Raw genomic sequence first — 19,636 nt, forward strand, 5'->3', positions numbered from 1 at the left:
GGCCTGCAGCTGCTGGCGGGCGGCACCGAACCGGGCCAGCGCCGTGTTGGCATCCTGCAGCGCGGCCAGCACCGTGCCCTCGTAAGCCGCCAGCCGCGCCTCGTTGCCGGCCCGGGCCTGGGCCACGCGCGCCTTGTTCACCCCGAAGTCGAACAGCGACCAGCGCAGGAACGGGGCGACGATGGTCGCCGCTGAATCCGGCCCGAGGTCGGAGATCGAGGTGGCACCGGCACCGATGCTGCCCAGCAGGGTCACCTGCGGGAAGTAGGCCGAAATCGCCTGGCCGATCTGCGCCGAGGAGGCCGCCAGCTCGCGCTCGGCCTTGCGCACATCCGGCCGGCGCTGGATCAGTGCGCCCGCGTCATCCACCGACACGCTGGCCGGCAGCACCGGCAACGGCTGGTCGGCGGCCAGCCGCGCGTCCAGCGCACCGGGCTCGCGGCCGACCATCAGCGCCAGCACATCGCGTGCCTCGTCGGCCTGTGCCTGCAGTGGCGGCAGCGCGGCCTGCTGCTGCTCGCGCTGGGCCTGCGCACGTTCGACCTGCAGATCCGAATCGGCACCGCGCTGGCGGCGTTGTCGGGTCAGCTGCAGGCTGTCATCGGCGGCGCGCAGATTGACTTCGGCCAGGGCGATACGCTCGCGGCTGCTGCGGTAGCCCAGGTAGACCTGGGCCAGCTCGGCCGCCAGCTGCACCTGCGCATCGGCCAGCGCTGCGGCATTGGCCTCGGCTTCGGCGGCCGCCTGCTCCGCCGCACGGCGGCGGCGGCCGAACAGGTCCAGTTCCCAGCTGGCATCAAAGCCGGCCACGTACAGCTCGGTGTCCAGGTCGATATCGGCAAACTGCTGGCGCAGCTGCGCCGCTTCCTGCGGGCGACCGTTGGCCTCGGCCACGCCGGCGATGTTCTCGCCGAGGCCGCGCACGCTGTTCTCAAGCGCATCGGGCGCCTTGACGTTGGCATAGCCGGCGACGGCGCCCACGCTGGGCAGCTGCTCGGCGCGGCGCTGGCGCTGCAGCGCGCGCGAGGCCAGCAACTTGGCCTGGGCGGCACGCAGGTTGGGGCTGTTGCGCAGCGCCTCGTCCACCAGCTGGTCCAGCAGCGGATCATTCAGCGCGCGCCACCACTGGCTGGGCGGCGTGGCCGGCTGCACGTCGGCCTGCGCGGCGCGTGGCAGTCGAGACTGCGCGGTGGCGTTGCCAGCCACCTCCGGCTTCACGTAATCCGGCCCCAGCATGCAGCCGGCCAGCAGCAGCGGCAGCGTGGCCGGCCACAGGCGGCGCAGGCGGAGGGACCGGTCCAAGGAAAGGGTCGAGCTTGTCGAAGTCATCAGTGCATCGCCAATGGAACGCCCTTGGGCAGGGGCTTGAGCAGGAACACCAGTGGCAGGGTTGCCACCACGATCAGGCCGAAGATCCAGAACAGGTCGTTGTAGGCCATCACCATCGCCTGCATCTGTACCGTCTGCGCCAGCACCGCCATCGCCTGCGTCGCATCGCCCAGTTGCTGGCCATAGGCATGCAGCGCGTCCTGGGCGAGGGTCGAATTGGCGGTGACACTGCTGCCGATCGCATCGATGTGCAGGGTGGCACGGCGTTCCTGGAACGTGGAAATGATGGCCAGGCCGATCGAGCCGCCGAGGTTGCGCGCGGCGTTGAACAGGCCCGAGGCATCGCTGGTGTACTCGCGCGGAACCGAAGTGATGGCCGCCTGGTTCAGCGCCATCATCGCCAGCGCCAGGCCGCAGCCCTGCAGCAGCTGGCCGATGACGAAGTGCGGGCCGATGCTGTCCGGGGTCAGCCCGAGGTTGACGAAGCACGCGGCGGCGAAGCACAGCATGCCGCCGAACACCATGATGCGCACGTCCACCGTTTCCAGCATCTTCGGCATCAACGGCATCAGCAGGATGGTCGGCAGGCCGGCCAGCAGCAGCACGTAGCCGGCCTGCTCGGTGTTGTAGCCGGCGATGATCGCCAGGAACTGCGGGATCATGTACATGACCCCGAACAGGATCATGCCCACCGCCATCACCATCACGAACACCGCACCGAAACTGCGCTGGAACAGGATGTTGAGGCGGATGACCGGCGCTTTGCTGGTGAACTGCGAAAGCGCCAGCAGGGCAAACCCCAGCAGCGACACGAGGCTGAGCACCACGATCATCGTCGATTCGAACCAGCGCTCGCGCTGGCCGTCTTCCAGCACCACGGTCAGCGCGGACAGGCCGGCGGTCATGCCGATGATGCCCAGCCAGTCCGCACGCAGCAGCCCGGCCCAGTTCGATTTTTCATGCGGCAGGCCGAGCAGCAGCAAGGCAACCAGGCCGGCACAGATCGGCACGTTGATGAAGAAGGCGTAGTGCCAGCTGACGTTCTCGGTCAGCCAGCCACCCAGCAGGGGGCCGATCACCGGCCCGAGGATGACGGTCATGCCGAACAGCGCGGTGCCCAGCGGCTGCTGCTTCGGTGGCAGCCGCGTGCCGACGATGGTCAGCGCGGTGGGAATCAGCGCACCGCCGGCGAAGCCCTGCCCTACCCGGCCGGCGATCATCATCGGCAGCGAATCGGCCAGGCCGCACATCACCGAGAACGCGGTGAACAGCGTGGCGCAGATCAAAAGGAAGGTACGCAGGCCCAGCGTGCGCACGAACCAGCCGGTCAGCGGAATCATCACGATTTCCGAGACCAGGAAGGCGGTGGAGATCCAGGTGCCCTCGGTGCCGCTGGCGCCGACCTCGCCCTGGATGGTGGGCAGCGCCGCGTTGACGATGGAGATGTCCAGCGTGGCCATGAACGAGCCGATGGTGCCGGCCGCCACGGCCAGCCACGCGCCGGCATCGGCCTTGCCCTCGGCACCGGGCGCTGCAGGGGCGGCGGTGGCGTTCATCGCGCCGGCGCGGCCGTGGCCTCGGCCTCGTCGCGGGTGCGCTCGCGCGCGTCCTTGGCATTGCGCGTATCGACGGTCACTTCCACCGACATGCCTGGCACCAGCACCTTGCGCGCCTCGGCACCGGCGTCCACGCGGATGCGTACCGGCACGCGCTGCACGACCTTGGTGAAGTTGCCGGTGGCGTTCTGCGGCGGCAGCAGCGCGAACTGCGAGCCGGTGCCGGGCGAGATGCTTTCCACCGTGCCACGCAGGGGGGTGCCCGGCAGCGCGTCGACCTTGATCTCGGCCGGCTGCCCGGCGCGCATCAGGCCGACCTGGGTTTCCTTGAAGTTGGCGCTCAGGTACAGCGACTCGACCGGCACGATGGTCATGGTGCGGGTGCCGGCGGCGACGAACTGGCCGACCTGCACGGTCTTGTTGCCGACGCGGCCATCGATGCGCGCGCGCAGCTCGGTGTCCTCGAAGGCGACGCGGGCCTGCGCGGCATCGGCCTGGGCCTGCTTCAGGCCGGCGTTGGCCTGCTCCAGCTGCGCCTGGCTGGCGTCGATCTGGCTCTGCGCGCCCTGGATCTGCGCCTTCGCCGCGTCGTACTGGGCCTGCGCGCGTTCGACGTCATGCCGCAGGCTTTCCACGTGTTCGTGGGTGTCGGCGCCGCTGGCGGCCAGCGGGGTGAAGCGGGCCAGCTCGGCCTTGCCGAAGCGCAGCGAAGCGGTGGCCGCGGTGAGCTGGGTGCGCGCCTGCAGCAGGCTGGACTGCTGGCCCTGCACGCCGGCGACGGCAGCAGCGATGTCGGCTTCGCGCACGGCAATGACCGCCTCGGCCTGGTCCAGGGTGGCGCGGTAGGTGCGCGGGTCGATGCGCAGCAGTGGTTCGCCGGCCTTGACCCATTGGTTGTCCTGCACCAGCACTTCGGTGACGTAGCCGTTGATGCGCGGGGCGACGGCGACGGCGTCGGCCTGCAGGTAGGCGTTGTTGGTGTCCTGCAGGTAGCGGCCGACCAGCAGGTGGTAGATGAGCCAGGCGACCAGGGCGATGACCACGACGGCGCCGATGATGGCCAGGGTCCAGCGGACCTTGGGGTTCTTCAGCGGCGAAGGCTTGTCCTCGTGGGTGGAGGGGGCTTCGTCGGTGGGGGCGTCGGTGCGCTGGGATTGGTCGGTCATTGTCTCGTCGTGGCCGTGGTCGGTGCCATACGGGACGGTAGGGGAAGGGGTGAGGAGGTGAGGTGAAAGCGTTTGTCGCGTGCCGGTGACGAGTTCCCGGCTCTGCACCCTGCCCTCACGCATCCCGGCGGCGGACAGGAGGTCAACGGCAGAGCAGGAACAGAAGCAAAAAAAACGGAGGCCGTTGGCCTCCGCTTTTCTGCTTGGTGGAGGCCGACCGTTGGTCGGCCCTCACTTACTTGCCGGTCTTCACTTCGGTCCACAGGCGGGTGTAGAGCTTGTCGGTTTCCGGGGTGTTGATCGAGTAGGTGAACATCTTCTCGGCGACGTCGGCGGGCGGGTAGATGGTCGGGTCGGTGCGGATCGCTTCGTCCACCAGCGGGGTCGCGGTCGGCACCGGGTTGGCGTAGTGGATGAAGTTGGTGTTGGCCGCGGCGACCTTCGGTTCCAGCAGGTAGTTGATGAACTTGTAGGCCGCTTCCGGGTGCTTGGCGTCCTTCGGGATCGCCAGCATGTCGAACCACTGCGGTGCGCCTTCCTTCGGGATCGAATAGGCCACGTGGACGCCGTTGCTGGCTTCCTCGGCGCGGTCGCGGGCCTGGATGATGTCACCCGACCAGCCGACCACCAGGCAGGTGCCGCCGTTGGCCAGCGAACCCACGTACTGCGAGGAGTGGAAGTTCTGCACGTACGGGCGGATCGACTTCAGCAGGTCGGCGGCCTTCTTCAGCTCGGCCGGGTCGCCGCTGTGCGGGTCCAGGCCCAGGTAATGCAGGGCGATCGGAATCATGTCGGCCGGCGTGTCCAGGATGGTCACGCCGCAGTCCTTCATCTTCGCGATGTTTTCCGGCTTGAACACCAGGTCCCAGCTGTTGGCGATGTCGGCGCTGCCGCCGAACCGTTCCTTCAGCATGTCCACGTTGTAGCCGATGCCCGTGGTGCCGATCATGTACGGCACGCCGTACTTGTTGTCCGGGTCCTGGGTGGCGATGCGCTTCATCACCGACGGGTCCAGGTTGGCCAGGTTCGGGATCTTGCTCTTGTCCAGCGGCAGGAACACGCCGGCCTGGATCTGGCGGCCGAAGAAGTTCAGCGTCGGCACCACCACGTCGTAGCCGCTGTTGCCGGCCAGCAGCTTGGTCTCGACCATCTCGTCGCTGTCGAACACATCGTAGGTCACCTTGATCCCGCTCTCCTTCTCAAAGGTCGGGATGGTGTCCTCGGCGATGTAATCGCTGTAGTTGTAGACGTTCAGGACCTGGCTGTCCTGCGCGCCGCCGTTGCCACTGCCACAGGCGGCAAGCATGGCGGAAGCCAGGCCGAGCGTGAGGATACGCAGCTTCATCGGGTGCTCCAGAATGCGGAATGGGGGGAGGCCGGCGGGGCCGGCGACGGGTGCCAGCCTACCCCCCGGCGGCTCATTCATCAATTGCGGGCCTTCACACGTTCAACAGCAGGAACTCGCGCTCCCACGAGCTGATGACGCGGAAGAAGGTCTCGTATTCCTTGCGCTTGACCGAGATGTAGGCCCGGCAGAAGCGTTCGCCCAGCAGGGCCTGCAGTTCGGCGCACTGTTCCAGCCCGTCCAGTGCCTCGCCCAGCGAGCGTGGCAGGTTGTAGCCCAGCTCCTTGGCGCTGCCGGTCACCGGCGCGTCCGGGGCCAGCCGCTCGCGGATGCCGAGCAGGCCGCAGGCCAGGGTCGCGGCCATCGCCAGGTAGGGGTTGGCATCGGACCCGGCGAAACGGCTTTCCACCCGCATGTTCTCCGGCGTGTCCAGCGGCACGCGCAGGCCGCAGGTGCGGTTGTCATAGCCCCAGTGCACGTTGCTCGGTGAGACCTCGCCGAACACCAGGCGGCGGTAGGAATTGACGTTCGGCGCGAAGAAGGCCATCGCCTGCGGCACGTACTTCTGCAGGCCGCCCAGATAATGGCCGAACACCGGGCTGAACTCGCCCTCGCCGTGGGTCTCGCCGGTGAAGACGTTGCTGCCGTCGCTCACCCGCACCAGGCTCTGGTGGATGTGCATGGCGCTGCCCGGCTCGTTCTCCATCGGCTTGGCCAGGAAGGTGGCGTACACGCCGTGACGCATCGCCGCCTCGCGCATGGTGCGCTTGAACAGGAACACCTGGTCGGCGAGGTCCATCGCATCGGCGTGAGTGAAGTTGACTTCCAGCTGCGCCGCGCCGGATTCGTGGATCAGCGTGTCTACGTCCAGCTTCATCGCATCGGCGTAGTCGTACATCAGATCGAGGATGGGATCGAATTCGTTGACCGCATCGATCGAGTACGACTGCCGCGCCGTTTCCGGGCGCCCGGAGCGGCCGGCCGGCGGCAGCAGCGGGAAATCCGGGTCGGTGTTCTTCTGCACCAGGAAGAATTCCAGCTCAGGTGCGACCACCGGGCGCAGGCCCAGTTCGGCATAGGCGGCCAGCACGCGGCGGAGCACGTTGCGCGGGGCCAGCTCGTGCGGCTCGCCGGTCTTGGTGTAGCAGTCATGGATGACCTGCGCGGTGGCGTCGGCTGCCCACGGCACCATGCGCACGGTGTCCGGGTCGGGCCGCAGCATCATGTCCGAGTCCGACGGCGAGGTCAGGTCGTAGTAATCGTCGGGGAATTCACCGGTGACCGTGGTGGCGAAGATACCTTCGGGCAGGCGCGTGCCGTAGTCGTGCGAGAACTTGTCGGCCGGGATGATCTTGCCGCGTGCGTTGCCGGTGATGTCCGGCACCAGACACTCGACCTCGGTGATGCGCCGCTCCTTCAGCCAGCGCAGCAGGCTGCTTTCCTGCGGTGCGGGGGGCGTGGCCGTCTTGCGCGGGCGAGGTCGGGAACTCATGGGGAATCCAGTTGGTTCTGTTGGTACTGCCGGCAAGCTTGGCCGAAAGCACGGAAAATAGCGTGATAGAACGGCGCCTGCATGACACGCCACTCCGGGTGCCACTGTACGCCGAGCACGAAACGATGGTGGCTGCTGCGTGCGGCTTCGACCAGGCCATCGCCGGCCCATGCCTCTGCCTGCAGGGCATCGGCCAGCCGGTCGATGCCCTGCCCGTGCACGGAATTGACCTGTGCCTGGTCGCTGCCGTGCCACTTCGCGAGCCAGCCATGGCCAGCCAGCGTGACCACATGCGCCGGCCCGTACTGCACCTCGACCGCTGCCTGCGGATCCCCGCGATGGTCGGCCAGCCCCGGCACCGCATGCACCTGTGGATGCAGGCTGCCGCCCAGGGCCACGTTCACCTCCTGGAAACCACGGCAGATCGCCAGCACCGGCAGGTCCAGCGCCAGCGCGGCCTGCAGCAGGGCGAAGGCGTTGGCGTCACGCGCCGGGTCATGCAGGTTGCCCGGCCAGCTGCGGCCCCCTTCATAGTGCTGGGGCTCGATGTTGCTGACCGCACCGGTCAACAGCAGGCCATCCAGGCCCTGCAACCAGTCGTCGGCCGGCAGTGCCGGCTGCAGGCTGGGCAGCACCAGCGGGGTGACCTCGGCCGCGTCGACCAGCGCGCGCACGTACTTCTCGCCGGCCACCGCGAAACGGTGATGGCCGAGCACAGTACTGTCGGTGGGCAGGCCCACCCAGGGCAGGCGGCGCATGGGAAAACTCCTTGGCGTGGGCATCCTTGGCCTGGACATCAAAGTAAACGCCGGTGCGCGCGGGCGGCAAGTCGTCGCCGTCACACACCCGGCTACGTGCATCGGCCAGACTATGCCGGTGAACAGTGATCGCCCGCCCCCGCCCTGCCCCTTCATCCCGTGCCCGCGAGGCCTGCGGTGAGCGCGGATTTCCCGCCCAGCTGGTACGCCGACAGCCTGCCCGAACCGGCTGCGCTGCCGCCGCTGCGCGGTGATGTGCAGGCCGACGTGGCGGTGCTCGGTGCCGGTTACACCGGCCTGACCGCCGCGCTGGAACTGGCCCTGCGTGGCTACCGCGTGGTGCTGCTGGAAGCGCAGCGCATCGGCTGGGGGGCGTCCGGACGCAACGGCGGCCAGGCGCTGGTGGGCTACGGCTGCGAGGTGGATGAGCTGGAACGCCAGCTCGGCCGCGACGACGCCCGCCATCTGTTCGACTGGTCGCGCGAGGCGGTGCAGTCGATGCGCCAGCGCATCGCGCGCCACGGCATCGACTGCCACTGGGTGGAAGGCCATGCCAGCGTCGCGATCCGTGCACGCCACGAACGTGACCTGCGCGCCGGCTGCGAGCACCTGCAGCGCCATTACGACCATCCGATGCAGTGGTGGGAGCGCGATGTCCTGCACGCGCAGCTGGACAGCCCGCGCTACCGCGCCGCGATGTTCGATCCGCTCAGTGCGCACCTGCATCCGCTGGCCTATGCGCGCGGCCTGGCCGATGCCGCCCGTGCAGCCGGCGTGGTCATCCACGAGCATTCGCCGGTCACCCGCGTGCAGCGTGGCGCGCAGGCCACGTTGCAGACCGTGCAGGGCAGCGTGCGTGCCACGCATCTGGTGGTGGCCGGCAACGCCTGGCTGCAGGGGCTGCTGCCGGAGTTGGAGCGCCGCATCATGCCGGTCGGCACCTACATCGGCGCGAGCGCGCCACTGGGCGCCGAGCGTGCGCGGCAGCTGATCCGCAACAACATGGCGGTGGCCGACACCGCCTGGGCGCTGGACTACTTCCGTCTCAGCCATGACCACCGCCTGCTGTTCGGCGGCCGTGCCAGCTACTCGGCGCTGCCGCCGCCGGGGCTGCGTGGGCTGATGCAGCGGCGCATGCACCAGGTCTTCCCGCAGCTGGCCGACGTGGCCGTGGAACAGGTCTGGGGCGGCTACGTGGACATCACCCGCAACCGTGCCCCGCACTGGGGCCGGCTGGACGGCAACCTGTATTTCGCCCAGGGTTTTTCCGGGCACGGCGTGGCCGCCGCCGGGCTGGCCGGGGATGTGATCGCCGCGGCCATCGATGGCCAGAGCGCGCGCCTGGATGTGTTCCAGCGACTGCAGCATGCGCCATTCCCAGGCGGGCGGCTGCTGCGCACGCCGCTGCTGGTGGCGGCGATGTCCTGGTACAAGCTGCGCGACGCACTGTGGTAGCACGGCCAAGGTTGGATTATCCCGGCACACGCACCAATCAGAATGACCTCGTTATCGAAGGGCGGCCGCGTTCCCGCTGAAGGGTGATTTGGGTAAATCACACCATTGGTGTGATGACTTTCTCACTTGTGGATTTCAGGCGCGCGGCGATTGCATATTCGGATGCCTGCCGATACCGTCGGTCCAACCGGGGCCCGCGGCGAATGGAAGCTGACAGGGTACATAGACAGGAAGGGGAAGTACGATTGAACTGGTGGAATGAAGGCCTGCAGTTGAAGTTGCGCATCCATCCGGCAGGTCTTGCCCTGGCTGCGCTGTATGCGATTGCATGCTGGGGCGCACGGCAGCTCTCCCTTGATCAGTTCTACCTTCCTGCCGGGGTCCGCGTCGCGGCGGTTCTTCTTTGCCCCCCGCGGCTATGGCCTTATCTGCTGCTGGGTGAGTACGCCTATTTCGCGCAGATGCGCGTGCCCATGATCGAAAAGTATGGACCGGCCTGGGTAGTGCTGGGTTCGACCTTGCTGATGCCCGCCGTCATGCTGATCGTGCATCTGCACAGAACGTTCATGACCGCCAGCAGGAACGCGTGGCTTATCTCGGTCGCCGCCTTATGTGCCGTAGCGGTCACGTCACTCAACCTGGTGCTGGCACACGTGCTATGGCCGGTGCCTCCGGCGATGCCCGTACTGGCGAGCATCGCACGTCTTGTGGTCGGCGATTTCATCGGCATCCTGACTCTCGCGCCTTTGGCACTGCTGTGGATGCGCCGAAGCACACGTCCTGCCTGGACACGGGGCTTCGTCCTTCAGGCAGGGGCAGCGCTTACCGTCATGACCGTGCTGGGACTCTACGCGGCACAGCTGCCATTGGACGAGGTGAATGCCAAAACGTCCATGCAGTTGATGATGGTGATACCCGTGGTTGTGATGACCTGCCTGTATGGCTGGCGTGGTGCTGCCATCGGCGTTCCATCCCTCAACCTGATCATTGGGCTTTCCACTCCCGGCCCCTACACCGGCGCCTTTGATTCAGCCGCCTTCGCAACCCAGCAGGTCATGGCCACCACCGGTGTTGCATTGCTGGTGCTGGGATCGCGCATCTCCCATTACTATCACCGTTCCCGGCTGGGTGAAGTCGGCGAACGAAATGCGCTCAAGCACGCGCGCAATTCTCTTGTCGCAAGCGAGCTGGACCTTCGCGAACGTGCACGACACCTCCGGAAGTTGGGCGATGGGATTGATACCTCGCTTGGTGAAGTCGCGAACTGGCTGAGCGCGCAGGGACATCCAACTGTTGCAAACAGCCTGTTACACATGGCTTCGGTCCATTCACGACAGTTCCGCGAACAGACAAGCATGGTGTATCCCGCAGCGCTGGAACATCTGGGTCTATACGTTGCCCTCCAGGCAGGCGGCGTTCGCGAAGCCTGGGACCTGAGCAATCGAGTCTTGCGTCCCCGCCTTCTCGGTGACCCTTGCCAGCTCAGCACTGGATTGCAGCTGGCTGCCTACCGCGCTCTCAACGACGCGGTTTCGTTGCTGCTAAACCATGAAACTGGCCAGATCCAGGTTCGCGCGCGGTGCGGCGGTGTCGGCTCACATCGCGGCATACTGGTGACCGTCGCACTGCTTGACGCCTACCGCACGTTGTCAGCGGAAACCCGCGAGGCGGCCATCGAACGTTTGGCCGGCCGCGCGATGGCGTATGGCGGCTCAGTGCAGTCGCAACGCAACCGGATCAGAATTGCGTTGATCGAGACAGGGGTACCGGCGCCTCTTCCTTCGTTTCATCCGGCGGATCGTAGTGCCTCCTTCGATGGGGAACACACTCAGACCCGGGCCTGAAAACAGGGCGACGCCGTGAAGCCCGGCGCCGCCCGGCCTGACTCATCTGAAGCTCATGGAGCTTCCACCGACCAGACCACCTCATCGCCGCTCCGGTAACGGACCAGCGAGAAGTCGTTTGCCTGGTAGATCCGCGAGCGAACGGCTCCGGCGGGCACGCCGATACGCTGCTCGGGCAGCGACACCTTCGCCGGATTGCTCCCGGCGGGTAGCACGAAGTAGGTGCCACCGGCGTTGCCGATGATCAACTGCACGTTCCCAGTCAGGTCATTGACCTGCAGGTACATGACACCGTCGCGCTGGAATCCATACAGCAACCACGCCGGGTCCTGACTCAGGTTGACAGCCAGCGGCGCGGACTGTCCCAGCCCGGCAGTCGCCAGCGGCTTTCCGTGAAAATCCGACGGGCCTCCAGCATAAGCGGGCGCTACGGCAAGCAACATGATTCCACAAGCTGCACCAGAACGTAGGAATCGCACAATGACCTCCAGGTCGAAGTTGAAGTCGGGAACCTCAGCGCGATACTAACCGCTTCGCGGCACGCGTATGGCACCTGACGGAAACTTGCACCCCATTTCCCTAAAGTTTCTTCCGCAACCGCCGCTATCCTTCCCGAGCGCCCCTCCCTCACGTGAGCCTCCGCACCATGCCCGTCCTCCCGCAGGTCGTTGTCGATGGCGACCTGGCAGACCCCCTTCCGCAGCGGATCCTGCTGGTGGAAAACTCCCGCGCATTCACCGGAATGCTGCGCGAAGCGATTGAACACCGCCTGGAACTGCCGGTGGTGATTGCCTCCACGCTGGCCGAAGCCGATCGCCTGCTGAGTGACGACGGCGGCTGGTTCCTGGTGCTGACCGGGCTGGTGCTGGCCGATGGTGACCGTGATGCGGTCGTCGAGTTCTTCCTCAAGCGCGACCTGCCCACCGTGGTGGTCAGCAGCGTATACGACGAAGATTTGCGCAAGCGCGTGCTGCAGCAGCAGATCATCGACTATGTGCTGAAGAACACGCCCGGCAGCATCGACTACCTGGTGTGGCTGGTGCAGCGGCTGGAACGCAACCGCCGCATCGCGGCGCTGGTGGTGGACGATTCGCCATCCGCCCGTGGCTACGCCGCGGCGCTGCTGCGCATGTACGGCCATGAAGTGTTCGAGGCCGCCGACGGTGCCGAAGGCCTGGCCGCGATCGAAGCGCACCCGGCCATCCGCCTGGCCGTGGTCGACCAGGAAATGCCCGGCATGCAGGGCGTGGAGTTCACCCGTCGCCTGCGCACCCTGCGCTCGCGCGACAAGCTGGCGGTAATCGGCATTTCCGGCAACACCGACGCCTCGCTGATACCGCGCTTCCTGAAGAACGGCGCCAATGACTTCCTGCGAAAGCCATTTTCGCGTGAGGAGTTCTTCTGCCGTGTGTCGCAGAACGTCGACCAGCTGGAGCTGATCGGCACCCTGCAGGACCTGGCCACCCGCGATTTCCTCACCGGCCTGCCCAACCGCCGCTGCTTCCTGGAACAGAGCCAGCGCCAGCTGCCGCAGCTGCAGCTGCACGGCCAAAGCGTGGCGGTGGCGATGATCGACATCGACCACTTCAAGCACATCAACGACACCCATGGCCACGAAGCCGGCGACGATGCGCTGCGCGCGGTGGCCCGCGCGGTAGGCGACCACGCACGCAGCCAGGACCTGATCGCACGCTTCGGCGGCGAGGAATTCTGCCTGCTGGTGCCGGAGATGGAGCAGGACGAAGCCATCGTCTACTTCGAGGAACTGCGCCAGCGGATCGCCGCACTGGAAGTGGACATCGGCACCGCCACCCTGCGCATGACCGTCAGCATCGGCCTGTGCTGCCTGCACCCGCAGCGCGACTCACTGCACAAGCTGATTTCCGAGGCTGATCGCCAGCTGTACCTGGCCAAGGCGGCCGGCCGCAACCGGGTCAGCTGCGCGACCGTGGCCAATCCGCTGCGCCCGCGCGAAGCCGCGATGGCCACCGCGCTTTGATCCAGATCAACGCCGCCTGAGCGAAGCGGTCCTAAAGTCAGCCCCGACATGAACATGAAGGGGAGCCGGGGGATGGCACTACTGGTCTGGCAGGACGATCTGAACATCGGCATCGATGTGATCGATCAGCAACACCGACGCATCGTCGACATGCTCAACCACCTGCACGTGGCCCAGGCCGGGCTGCAGACCGCGGTGGTGGCCGAAGTGATCGACGAAGTGGTGGACTACACCATGTCGCACTTCGCGTTCGAGGAAGAGCTGATGGAGGAAGCGGGCTATCCGTTCTGTGCCGCGCACAAGCGCGTGCATGAGATCTTCATCAAGCGCGTGGCCGAATATCGCCTGCGTTTCCAGGCCGGCGAAGACGTGACCGACGAACTGCGCACGATGCTCTCACGCTGGCTGTTCAACCACATCCGCGGCGATGACCAGGCCTACGCCGAACAGGTCAAGGCGCACCTCAACCAGTTCGCCCGCGAGCACCAGAGCGGCGGCTGGCTGGGCCGCACGCTCAAGCGTTTCTTTGGCTGAGCTGCGCGCGCCGCTGCAGGGCCAGCAGCGCGCACAACGTCGCCACGGCGGTCAGGCACAGGTAGTAACCCACCGCGACCAGGCCGAAGCGCTCGGCCAGCCAGGTGGCCAGGTACGGTGCCGGTGCTGCACCGAGGATCCCGGCCAGGTTGAACGACAGCGATGCGCCGGTGTAGCGCACTTCCACCGGATATATCTCGGCCAGGAAGGTGCCGCACGGGCCGTAGGTCAGGCCCATCAGGAACAGGCCCAGGCACAGGAAGCTCAACACCAGCCACGGGCTGTTCGCCTGGAACAGCGGTGCAAACAGCACGCCGAAGCCGAGGATCAGCAGGCTGGCAAAGACCATCGTGCGGCGCGTGCCCCAGCGGTCGCCATAACGCGCAGACAGCGGAATGCCCGCCGCGAAGAACAGCATCGCGCCCATCTGCATCAGCAGGAACTGCTCGCGGCTGTAGCCCAGCACGGACGTGCCGTGGCCGAGGCTGAACACCGTCATCAGGTAGAACAGCACGAAGGTGGCGAACGCGCCCAGCGTGCCCAGCAGCATCGGCAGCCAGTAGTCGCGCAGCACCGTCCACATCGGCAGCCGCACCGGCGCCTTGCGCTGCAGCGCCTGCTGGAAATCGGGCGTCTCATGGATGTTCAGGCGCACCCACAGGCCCAGGCCGACCAGCAGCGCGCTGGCCACGAACGGAATGCGCCAGCCCCACTGCAGGAAGTCCTGCTGGCCCAGGCAGCGACCCAGCAGCAGGAAGATGCCGGCCGACAGCAGGAAGCCCAGCGGCGCGCCCAGCTGCGGGAACATGCCGTACCAGGCGCGCTTGCCCGGCGGTGCGTTCTCAGTGGCCAGCAGCACCGCACCGCCCCATTCACCGCCCAAGCCCAGGCCCTGGCCGAAGCGGCACAGCGCCAGCAGGGCCGGCGCCCACAGGCCGATCTGCGCATGGGTGGGCAGCAGGCCGATGGCCACCGTGGACAGGCCCATGGTCAGCAGCGCCGCCACCAGCGTGGCCTTGCGGCCGATGCGGTCGCCGAAGTGGCCAAACACCGCCGAGCCCACCGGGCGCGCGATGAAGGCCACTGCAAAGGTCGCCAGCGACTGCAGCAGAGCCGCCTGGTCGCTGCTTTCCGGGAAGAACAGGTGCGGGAACACCAGCACCGCCGCCGTGGCGTAGATGTAGAAATCGAAGAACTCGATGGTGGTGCCGATGAGGCTGGCCAGCAGGACACGGCTGGGGGAATTCACGGGCGGAGCGGCAGCGCTGATCGAGGACATCTGCAAGGCGTGGAAGGTTGATCGACCGATTCTGCCACGCGCGGGCGGGCTGACGGGGCGATGGTTTCAGCCGACACCGATGCCAACGGAATTTTTCTGGACACTGGTTAGGCTGCGCCACCGGTCCCTGCATGGATGCTTCGCCGATGGCTCTTGTGGTTGCGTTGCGCTGGTCCGATTCACCGCAGCTGGCGCGCACGGTGGCCTGGCTGGTCGTGGTGCTGCTGCATGCCCTGCTGGGCGCGTGGCTGTGGCAGAGCGGCCGGCTGGGTGCCGCGCTGGAGGCCGAAGAACGCATCAGCCTGCGCTGGCTGCCACCGCCGCTGCAGCCGCCCTCGCCGCGCGACGCCCCCACTGCGGTAACGGCGGCCCCGATGCCTGCCCGCCCCTCGCGACGGGTTTCACCTGTACCGCTGCCGCCGGCAGATGTGCAAAGCGACAGTCCGCCGATACCCGCACCCCTCGTGCTGGGCCTGCCGGCCGGCAGCATCAACGGCGGTGATGGCATCACGGCGTCGGGGGTGGCACCACGATTGATCGGCCGCCGCGAGGTACATGCGGCGTTCGCGCCGCGGCGGAACTACTTCCGCATCCGCAGGACGATGACGCCCGAGCAGATCGTGCACGGCGTTGCGCAGCTGCTCGGCCTGTGGCCGCCGGGGTACATCGTCGATCCTTGCCAGCTGGGGAAGCAGGACTTGGATTATTTCCAGGGGGCGGTGGAGGAAATGGACCGGCAGGCGCTGCGCGACGCGGTGCTGGTGGTGAGCGCGCGGTGCCGGTAGAGACAGCCGAGCATGGCTTGACTCTACAGAAAGGCGGCAGCGCCGGGTCATGCCCGCCGGCGCGACGCTACAACTGGATCCAGGTCGCCTTGATCTCGCTGTACTTGTCGAACGCATGCAGCGATTTGTCGCGGCCGTTGCCCGACTGCTTGTAACCCCCAAACGGTGCGCTCATGTCACCGCCATCCCAGCCGTTCACCCACACACTGCCCGCGCGCAGCTGCCGCGACACGCGATGCGCCCGCCCCAGGTCGCGCGTCCACAATCCGGCCGCCAGCCCATAGCGGCTGTCGTTGGCGAGGCGCACGGCCTCGGCTTCGCCATCGAACGCGAGCACCGCCAGCACCGGCCCGAACACCTCCTCGCGGGCAAGTGCCTGCTCTGGCCGTACCTGGTCGAACACGGTGGGCTGCACGTAGCAGCCGCCCGCTTCCACCTCGGCGCGCTGCCCGCCCAGCAGCAGGCGCGCTCCGTCGCCTTCGGCGCGCGCGATGTCGGCCAGCACCTTGTCCACGTGCGCGGCATCGACCAGCGCACCCATCGGTGCATCGGCCTCCAGCGGATGGCGCGGCTGCATGCGCCGCCCATACGCCACCACCTGATGCACGAAATCGTCACGGATCGAGCGCTCCACCAGCAGCCGCGAGCCCGCCGTGCAGACCTCGCCCTGGTTGAAGAAGATGCCCCGCGCCACGCCCTTGGCCGCCGCATCCAGGTCCGGCGCATCGGCGAACACCAGGTGCGGGCTCTTGCCACCGCATTCAAGCCACACCCGCTTCATGTTGGAACGGCCCGCGTACTGCAGCAGCTTCGCGCCGGTGGCGGTCGAGCCGGTGAACGCCAGCACGTCCACATCCATGTGCAGCGCCAGTGGTTCACCCACGTACATGCCCTGCCCGGGCAGCACGTTCAGCACGCCATCGGGCAACCCGGCTTCGGCGGCCAGCGCGGCCAACCGCAGCGCACTCAGCGGCGAGCGCTCCGAAGGCTTGAGCACCACCGAGTTGCCCATCGCCAGCGCCGGCGCGATCTTCCAGCAGGCCATCAGCAGCGGAAAATTCCACGGCACGATCGCGGCCACCACGCCGGCCGACTCGCGGCTGACCAGGCCCAGTTCGTGCGGGCCGGTCGGCGCGATATCGCCGTACAGCTTGTCCACCGCTTCGGCCGTCCAGCTCAGACAGCGCACCACGCCGGGCAGGTCGACGCGACGCGCATCGCGCACCGGCTTGCCCATGTCCAGGGTTTCCAGCAGGGCCAGTTCGTCCGCATGTTTTTCCACCAGCGCGGCCAACGCCAACAGTACGCGCTTGCGGTGCGCCGGGCTGGCCTGCGACCAGTGGCCGGCCTCGAAGGCGCGCCGCGCCCCTGCCACCGCACGCTCCACGTCCTGCGCATCGCAGTCGGCCACCTGGGCCAGCACGCGGCCATCGATCGGGCTGATGCAGTCGAAACGGGCGCCGCTGGCCGCGTCCACGTAGCGGCCATCGATGAAGGCCTGTGCGGTGATCGCCAGCTGGCCGGCCAGTGCCTGCCAGTGGGTGCGGTCGGGGAAATCAGCCATGTCCGGCTCCAGGCAGCGAATGCCTCGTTTATACCGGCGTGGCTGTGACGCGGCCGTTCTGCCGCCGCCGCTACCGCCGCGATGACCGGGCTGCGCTACAGTCGGTGCATCGGACACGACGGAGGCGGCATGAAGAACCCCGCGATCGACCCGCACGTACTGGCCACCCAGCGCCCCGAATCGCTGGACGCATACTGGATGCCGTTCACCGCCAACCGCCAGTTCAAGGGTGCGCCGCGCATGCTGGTGCGTGCCGAGGGCATGCACTACGAGGACATCGACGGGCGCAGCATCCTCGACGGCGCCGCCGGTCTGTGGTGCTGCAACGCCGGCCACGCGCGCCCGCGCATCGTCCAGGCCATCGCCGAACAGGCGGCCACGCTCGATTACTCGCCTGCCTTCCAGATGGGCTCGCCGCCCGCGTTTGCCCTGGCCCAGCGGCTGGCCGCGCTGGCGCCGGCCGGGCTCAACCATGTGTTCTTCACCAGCTCTGGCTCGGAGGCGGTGGATACCGCGATGAAGATCGTGCTGGCCCACCATCGCCTGCGTGGCGAGGGCCAGCGCACCCGCTTCATCAGCCGCGAAAAGGCCTACCACGGCGTCGGCTTCGGCGGCATGGCCCTCGGCGGCCTGCCCAACAACCGCAGGCAGTTCGGCCTGCAGCTGGGCGGCGTGGACTTTCTGCGCCACACCCTGGACCTGGAGCGCAACGCGTTCAGCAAGGGCCTGCCGCGCCACGGCGCCGAACGGGCCGACGATCTGGAACGCCTGATCGCGCTGCACGATGCGTCCACGATCGCCGCCGTGTTCGTCGAGCCCGTGGCTGGCTCGGCGGGGGTGATCCTGCCCTCCCCCGGCTACCTGCAACGGCTGCGCGAGATCTGCGACCAGCACGGCATCCTGCTGGTGTTCGACGAGGTCATCACCGGATTCGGCCGGGTCGGCATGCCCTTCGCCGCGCAGCGCTTCGGGGTCACCCCGGACCTGCTGACCTTCGCCAAGGGCGTCAGCAACGGCGCGGTGCCGCTGGGCGGCGTGCTGGTAGGCGATACCGTGCATGCCAGCTTCATGCAGGGCCCGGCGCAGGCCATCGAGCTGTTCCATGGCTATACCTATTCGGGCCACCCGCTGGCCTGCGCGGCCGCCTTGGCCACCCTGGACATCCACGCCGAGGAGCGCCTGTTCGAGCGCGCCATCGAGCTGGGCGAGTACTGGCAGGAGCGCCTGCATGCCCTGCAGGGCCTGCCGAACGTGGTGGACATCCGCAACTTCGGCCTGGTCGGCGCGGTCGAGCTGGCGCCACGCCGCGATGCCGCCGGCGCCCGCGGCTACGAGGTCTACCGGCGCTGCTTCCACGATGGCCGCCTGCTGGTGCGCTGCACCGGCGACATCATCGCCCTGTCGCCGCCGCTGATCGTGGACAAGGCGCAGATCGACCAGATCACCGGCACCCTGGGCGAGATGATCCGGGCCACCGCCTGAGCCCGGGGCGGCGGCGGCGAGCGGGTACAATGGTCGGTTCCGCTCATGACTGTTGCCGTGCCCATGGACATCGTCGTCAAAGAAGAACTGAAGGCCTACATCGACCCGCTGACCGCGGACGAACATGACGCGCTGGAGCGCAGCATCCTGGCCGAGGGCTGCCGCGACGCGCTGGTGCTGTGGGGTGATGTGCTGGTGGACGGCCACAACCGCTTCGGCATCTGCCAGAAGCACGGCCTGCCGTTCAACACCGTGCAGAACACCCGCTTCCAGAGCATGGAAGACGTGCACCTGTGGATGATCGAGCAGCACCTGGGGCGCCGCAGCGTGTCTGACTTCCAGCGCGGCGTGCTGGCCCTGCGCAAGCGCGACATCCTGTCCGCCCGCAAGCAGGTGGAACAGGCGCAGCTGCAGCGCGAGAGCGACGGCACCGCCGAACCGGCCGACGACGCAGGCGAAGACAGCCCACCGTGGGAACCGGCACCGAAGGTCAGCCGCGCCGAACTGGCCCGCGAAGCGAAGCTGAGCACCAGCCAGGTCGGCATGATCGAGCGCATCCACGCGCAGGCCGCCGCCGAGGTGGTGGAAGCGGTGAAGGCCGGCGTGATCTCGATCAGCGCGGCTGCGGCCGTGGCCGACCTGCCGGAAGAGGAGCAGCGCGCGGCCGCCGCCGGTGGCAAGGAGGAACTGAAGCAGGCGGCCAAGCGCGTGCGCGAATCCAAGCGCAAGCCGCGCGCACCCAAGCCTGAAGCGGCCGAGATGGATTTCGAGGAGCCGAGCGAGGATGAGGTCGCCAGCCGCGATGCCGAAGTGCTGTCCGCACTGGAGCAGCTGGGCGAGGACGCCCCGGCGCTGCGTCGTCGCGTGGTCGCCCTGACCCGCGAGAACGACACCCTGCGCGCGCAGCTGGCCGCGCTGCGGAAGCAGCTCGAGGCGCTGTAACCACGCCGCCGGGCATGGCCCTGCGCTGCCGACGGGAAGACGCTGATCTGTAGAACCGAGCCCACGCTCGGCTGCCGTGCACCGTGGCAAAGCAGCCGAGCGTGGG

15 protein-coding genes and 1 pseudogene are annotated in these 19,636 nt (G+C 67.6%); 7 read left to right on the top strand and 9 right to left on the bottom strand.

The features are described from left to right. From DCO49_RS14695 to DCO49_RS14720, 6 genes and pseudogenes are all read right to left on the bottom strand, one after another. Nucleotides 1-1,302 (bottom strand): efflux transporter outer membrane subunit (locus tag DCO49_RS14695; protein ID WP_279325647.1); only part of this gene is annotated, 1,302 nt, incomplete at its 3' end. A 26-nt stretch (nucleotides 1,303-1,328) separates the two neighbouring features. Next, nucleotides 1,329-2,885: a DHA2 family efflux MFS transporter permease subunit gene (locus DCO49_RS14700; protein WP_116864663.1), complete on the bottom strand. Its 1,557-nt coding sequence runs from the start codon at nucleotides 2,883-2,885 to the stop codon at nucleotides 1,329-1,331. Continuing rightward, nucleotides 2,882-3,988: pseudogene (locus DCO49_RS14705) on the bottom strand (HlyD family secretion protein); the annotation flags it as partial. The pseudogene DCO49_RS14705 and the gene DCO49_RS14700, both read right to left, overlap by 4 nt. Before the next feature lie 298 nt (nucleotides 3,989-4,286). Then, nucleotides 4,287-5,396 (bottom strand): polyamine ABC transporter substrate-binding protein, encoded by a 1,110-nt coding sequence (locus DCO49_RS14710; RefSeq protein WP_116864665.1) that lies wholly within the window; start codon nucleotides 5,394-5,396, stop codon nucleotides 4,287-4,289. A 94-nt stretch (nucleotides 5,397-5,490) separates the two neighbouring features. After that, on the bottom strand, nucleotides 5,491-6,888 hold the full coding sequence (locus DCO49_RS14715; RefSeq protein ID WP_079221322.1) for a glutamine synthetase family protein: 1,398 nt from the start codon (nucleotides 6,886-6,888) through the stop codon (nucleotides 5,491-5,493). After that, entirely contained in the window at nucleotides 6,885-7,646 is a 762-nt protein-coding gene (locus tag DCO49_RS14720) for a gamma-glutamyl-gamma-aminobutyrate hydrolase family protein (RefSeq protein ID WP_116864666.1), read from the bottom strand. Before DCO49_RS14720 ends, DCO49_RS14715 begins: the two co-directional genes overlap by 4 nt. 177 nt (nucleotides 7,647-7,823) lie before the next feature. Between DCO49_RS14720 and DCO49_RS14725 the strand changes: the two genes are divergently transcribed. Further along, nucleotides 7,824-9,101 carry an FAD-binding oxidoreductase gene (locus DCO49_RS14725; protein ID WP_116864667.1) on the top strand — a complete coding sequence of 426 codons (1,278 nt, stop codon included), beginning with the start codon at nucleotides 7,824-7,826 and terminating at the stop codon, nucleotides 9,099-9,101. Nucleotides 9,102-9,304: 203 nt separating this feature from the next. Continuing rightward, nucleotides 9,305-10,945 (top strand): MASE1 domain-containing protein, encoded by a 1,641-nt coding sequence (locus tag DCO49_RS14730; RefSeq protein WP_116864668.1) that lies wholly within the window; start codon nucleotides 9,305-9,307, stop codon nucleotides 10,943-10,945. 53 nt (nucleotides 10,946-10,998) lie between these two features. Here DCO49_RS14730 and DCO49_RS14735 read toward each other — a convergent pair whose 3' ends face one another. Next, entirely contained in the window at nucleotides 10,999-11,388 is a 390-nt protein-coding gene (locus DCO49_RS14735; RefSeq protein WP_243402748.1) for a hypothetical protein, read from the bottom strand. Nucleotides 11,389-11,591: 203 nt separating this feature from the next. On the opposite strand from DCO49_RS14735, the gene DCO49_RS14740 reads away from it, so the two are divergent. Together DCO49_RS14740 and DCO49_RS14745 are read left to right on the top strand one after the other, a co-directional pair. Further along, the gene (locus tag DCO49_RS14740) at nucleotides 11,592-12,944 is read left to right on the top strand and encodes a diguanylate cyclase (protein WP_116864676.1); all 1,353 of its coding nucleotides are present in this window, start codon (nucleotides 11,592-11,594) and stop codon (nucleotides 12,942-12,944) included. A 72-nt stretch (nucleotides 12,945-13,016) separates the two neighbouring features. Next, nucleotides 13,017-13,478, top strand: a complete 462-nt coding sequence (locus DCO49_RS14745) for a bacteriohemerythrin (RefSeq protein ID WP_108768362.1) — start codon at nucleotides 13,017-13,019, stop codon at nucleotides 13,476-13,478. Here DCO49_RS14745 and DCO49_RS14750 read toward each other — a convergent pair. Beyond that, nucleotides 13,459-14,757, bottom strand: coding sequence for an MFS transporter (locus DCO49_RS14750; protein WP_116864670.1), 1,299 nt, complete (start codon nucleotides 14,755-14,757; stop codon nucleotides 13,459-13,461). The genes DCO49_RS14745 and DCO49_RS14750 overlap by 20 nt on opposite strands. A gap of 146 nt (nucleotides 14,758-14,903) precedes the next feature. Here DCO49_RS14750 and DCO49_RS14755 point away from each other — a divergent pair, with 146 nt between their 5' ends. Further along, complete coding sequence (locus DCO49_RS14755) at nucleotides 14,904-15,542, top strand: hypothetical protein (RefSeq protein WP_243402749.1); 639 nt, start codon at nucleotides 14,904-14,906, stop codon at nucleotides 15,540-15,542. A gap of 67 nt (nucleotides 15,543-15,609) precedes the next feature. Here the strand turns inward: DCO49_RS14755 and DCO49_RS14760 are convergent, their stop codons facing one another. Beyond that, nucleotides 15,610-17,106, bottom strand: coding sequence for an aldehyde dehydrogenase (locus DCO49_RS14760; protein WP_116864672.1), 1,497 nt, complete (start codon nucleotides 17,104-17,106; stop codon nucleotides 15,610-15,612). Between the two features lie 129 nt (nucleotides 17,107-17,235). On the opposite strand from DCO49_RS14760, the gene DCO49_RS14765 reads away from it, so the two are divergent. Both DCO49_RS14765 and DCO49_RS14770 read left to right on the top strand, forming a co-directional pair. After that, complete coding sequence (locus DCO49_RS14765; protein WP_116864673.1) at nucleotides 17,236-18,588, top strand: aspartate aminotransferase family protein; 1,353 nt, start codon at nucleotides 17,236-17,238, stop codon at nucleotides 18,586-18,588. Nucleotides 18,589-18,651: 63 nt separating this feature from the next. Then, nucleotides 18,652-19,530 carry a plasmid replication/partition related protein gene (locus DCO49_RS14770; protein WP_116864674.1) on the top strand — a complete coding sequence of 293 codons (879 nt, stop codon included), beginning with the start codon at nucleotides 18,652-18,654 and terminating at the stop codon, nucleotides 19,528-19,530. Nucleotides 19,531-19,636 lie beyond the last annotated feature (106 nt).

Source organism: Stenotrophomonas sp. SPM, from assembly GCF_003105135.1.
Classification (GTDB): domain Bacteria; phylum Pseudomonadota; class Gammaproteobacteria; order Xanthomonadales; family Xanthomonadaceae; genus Stenotrophomonas.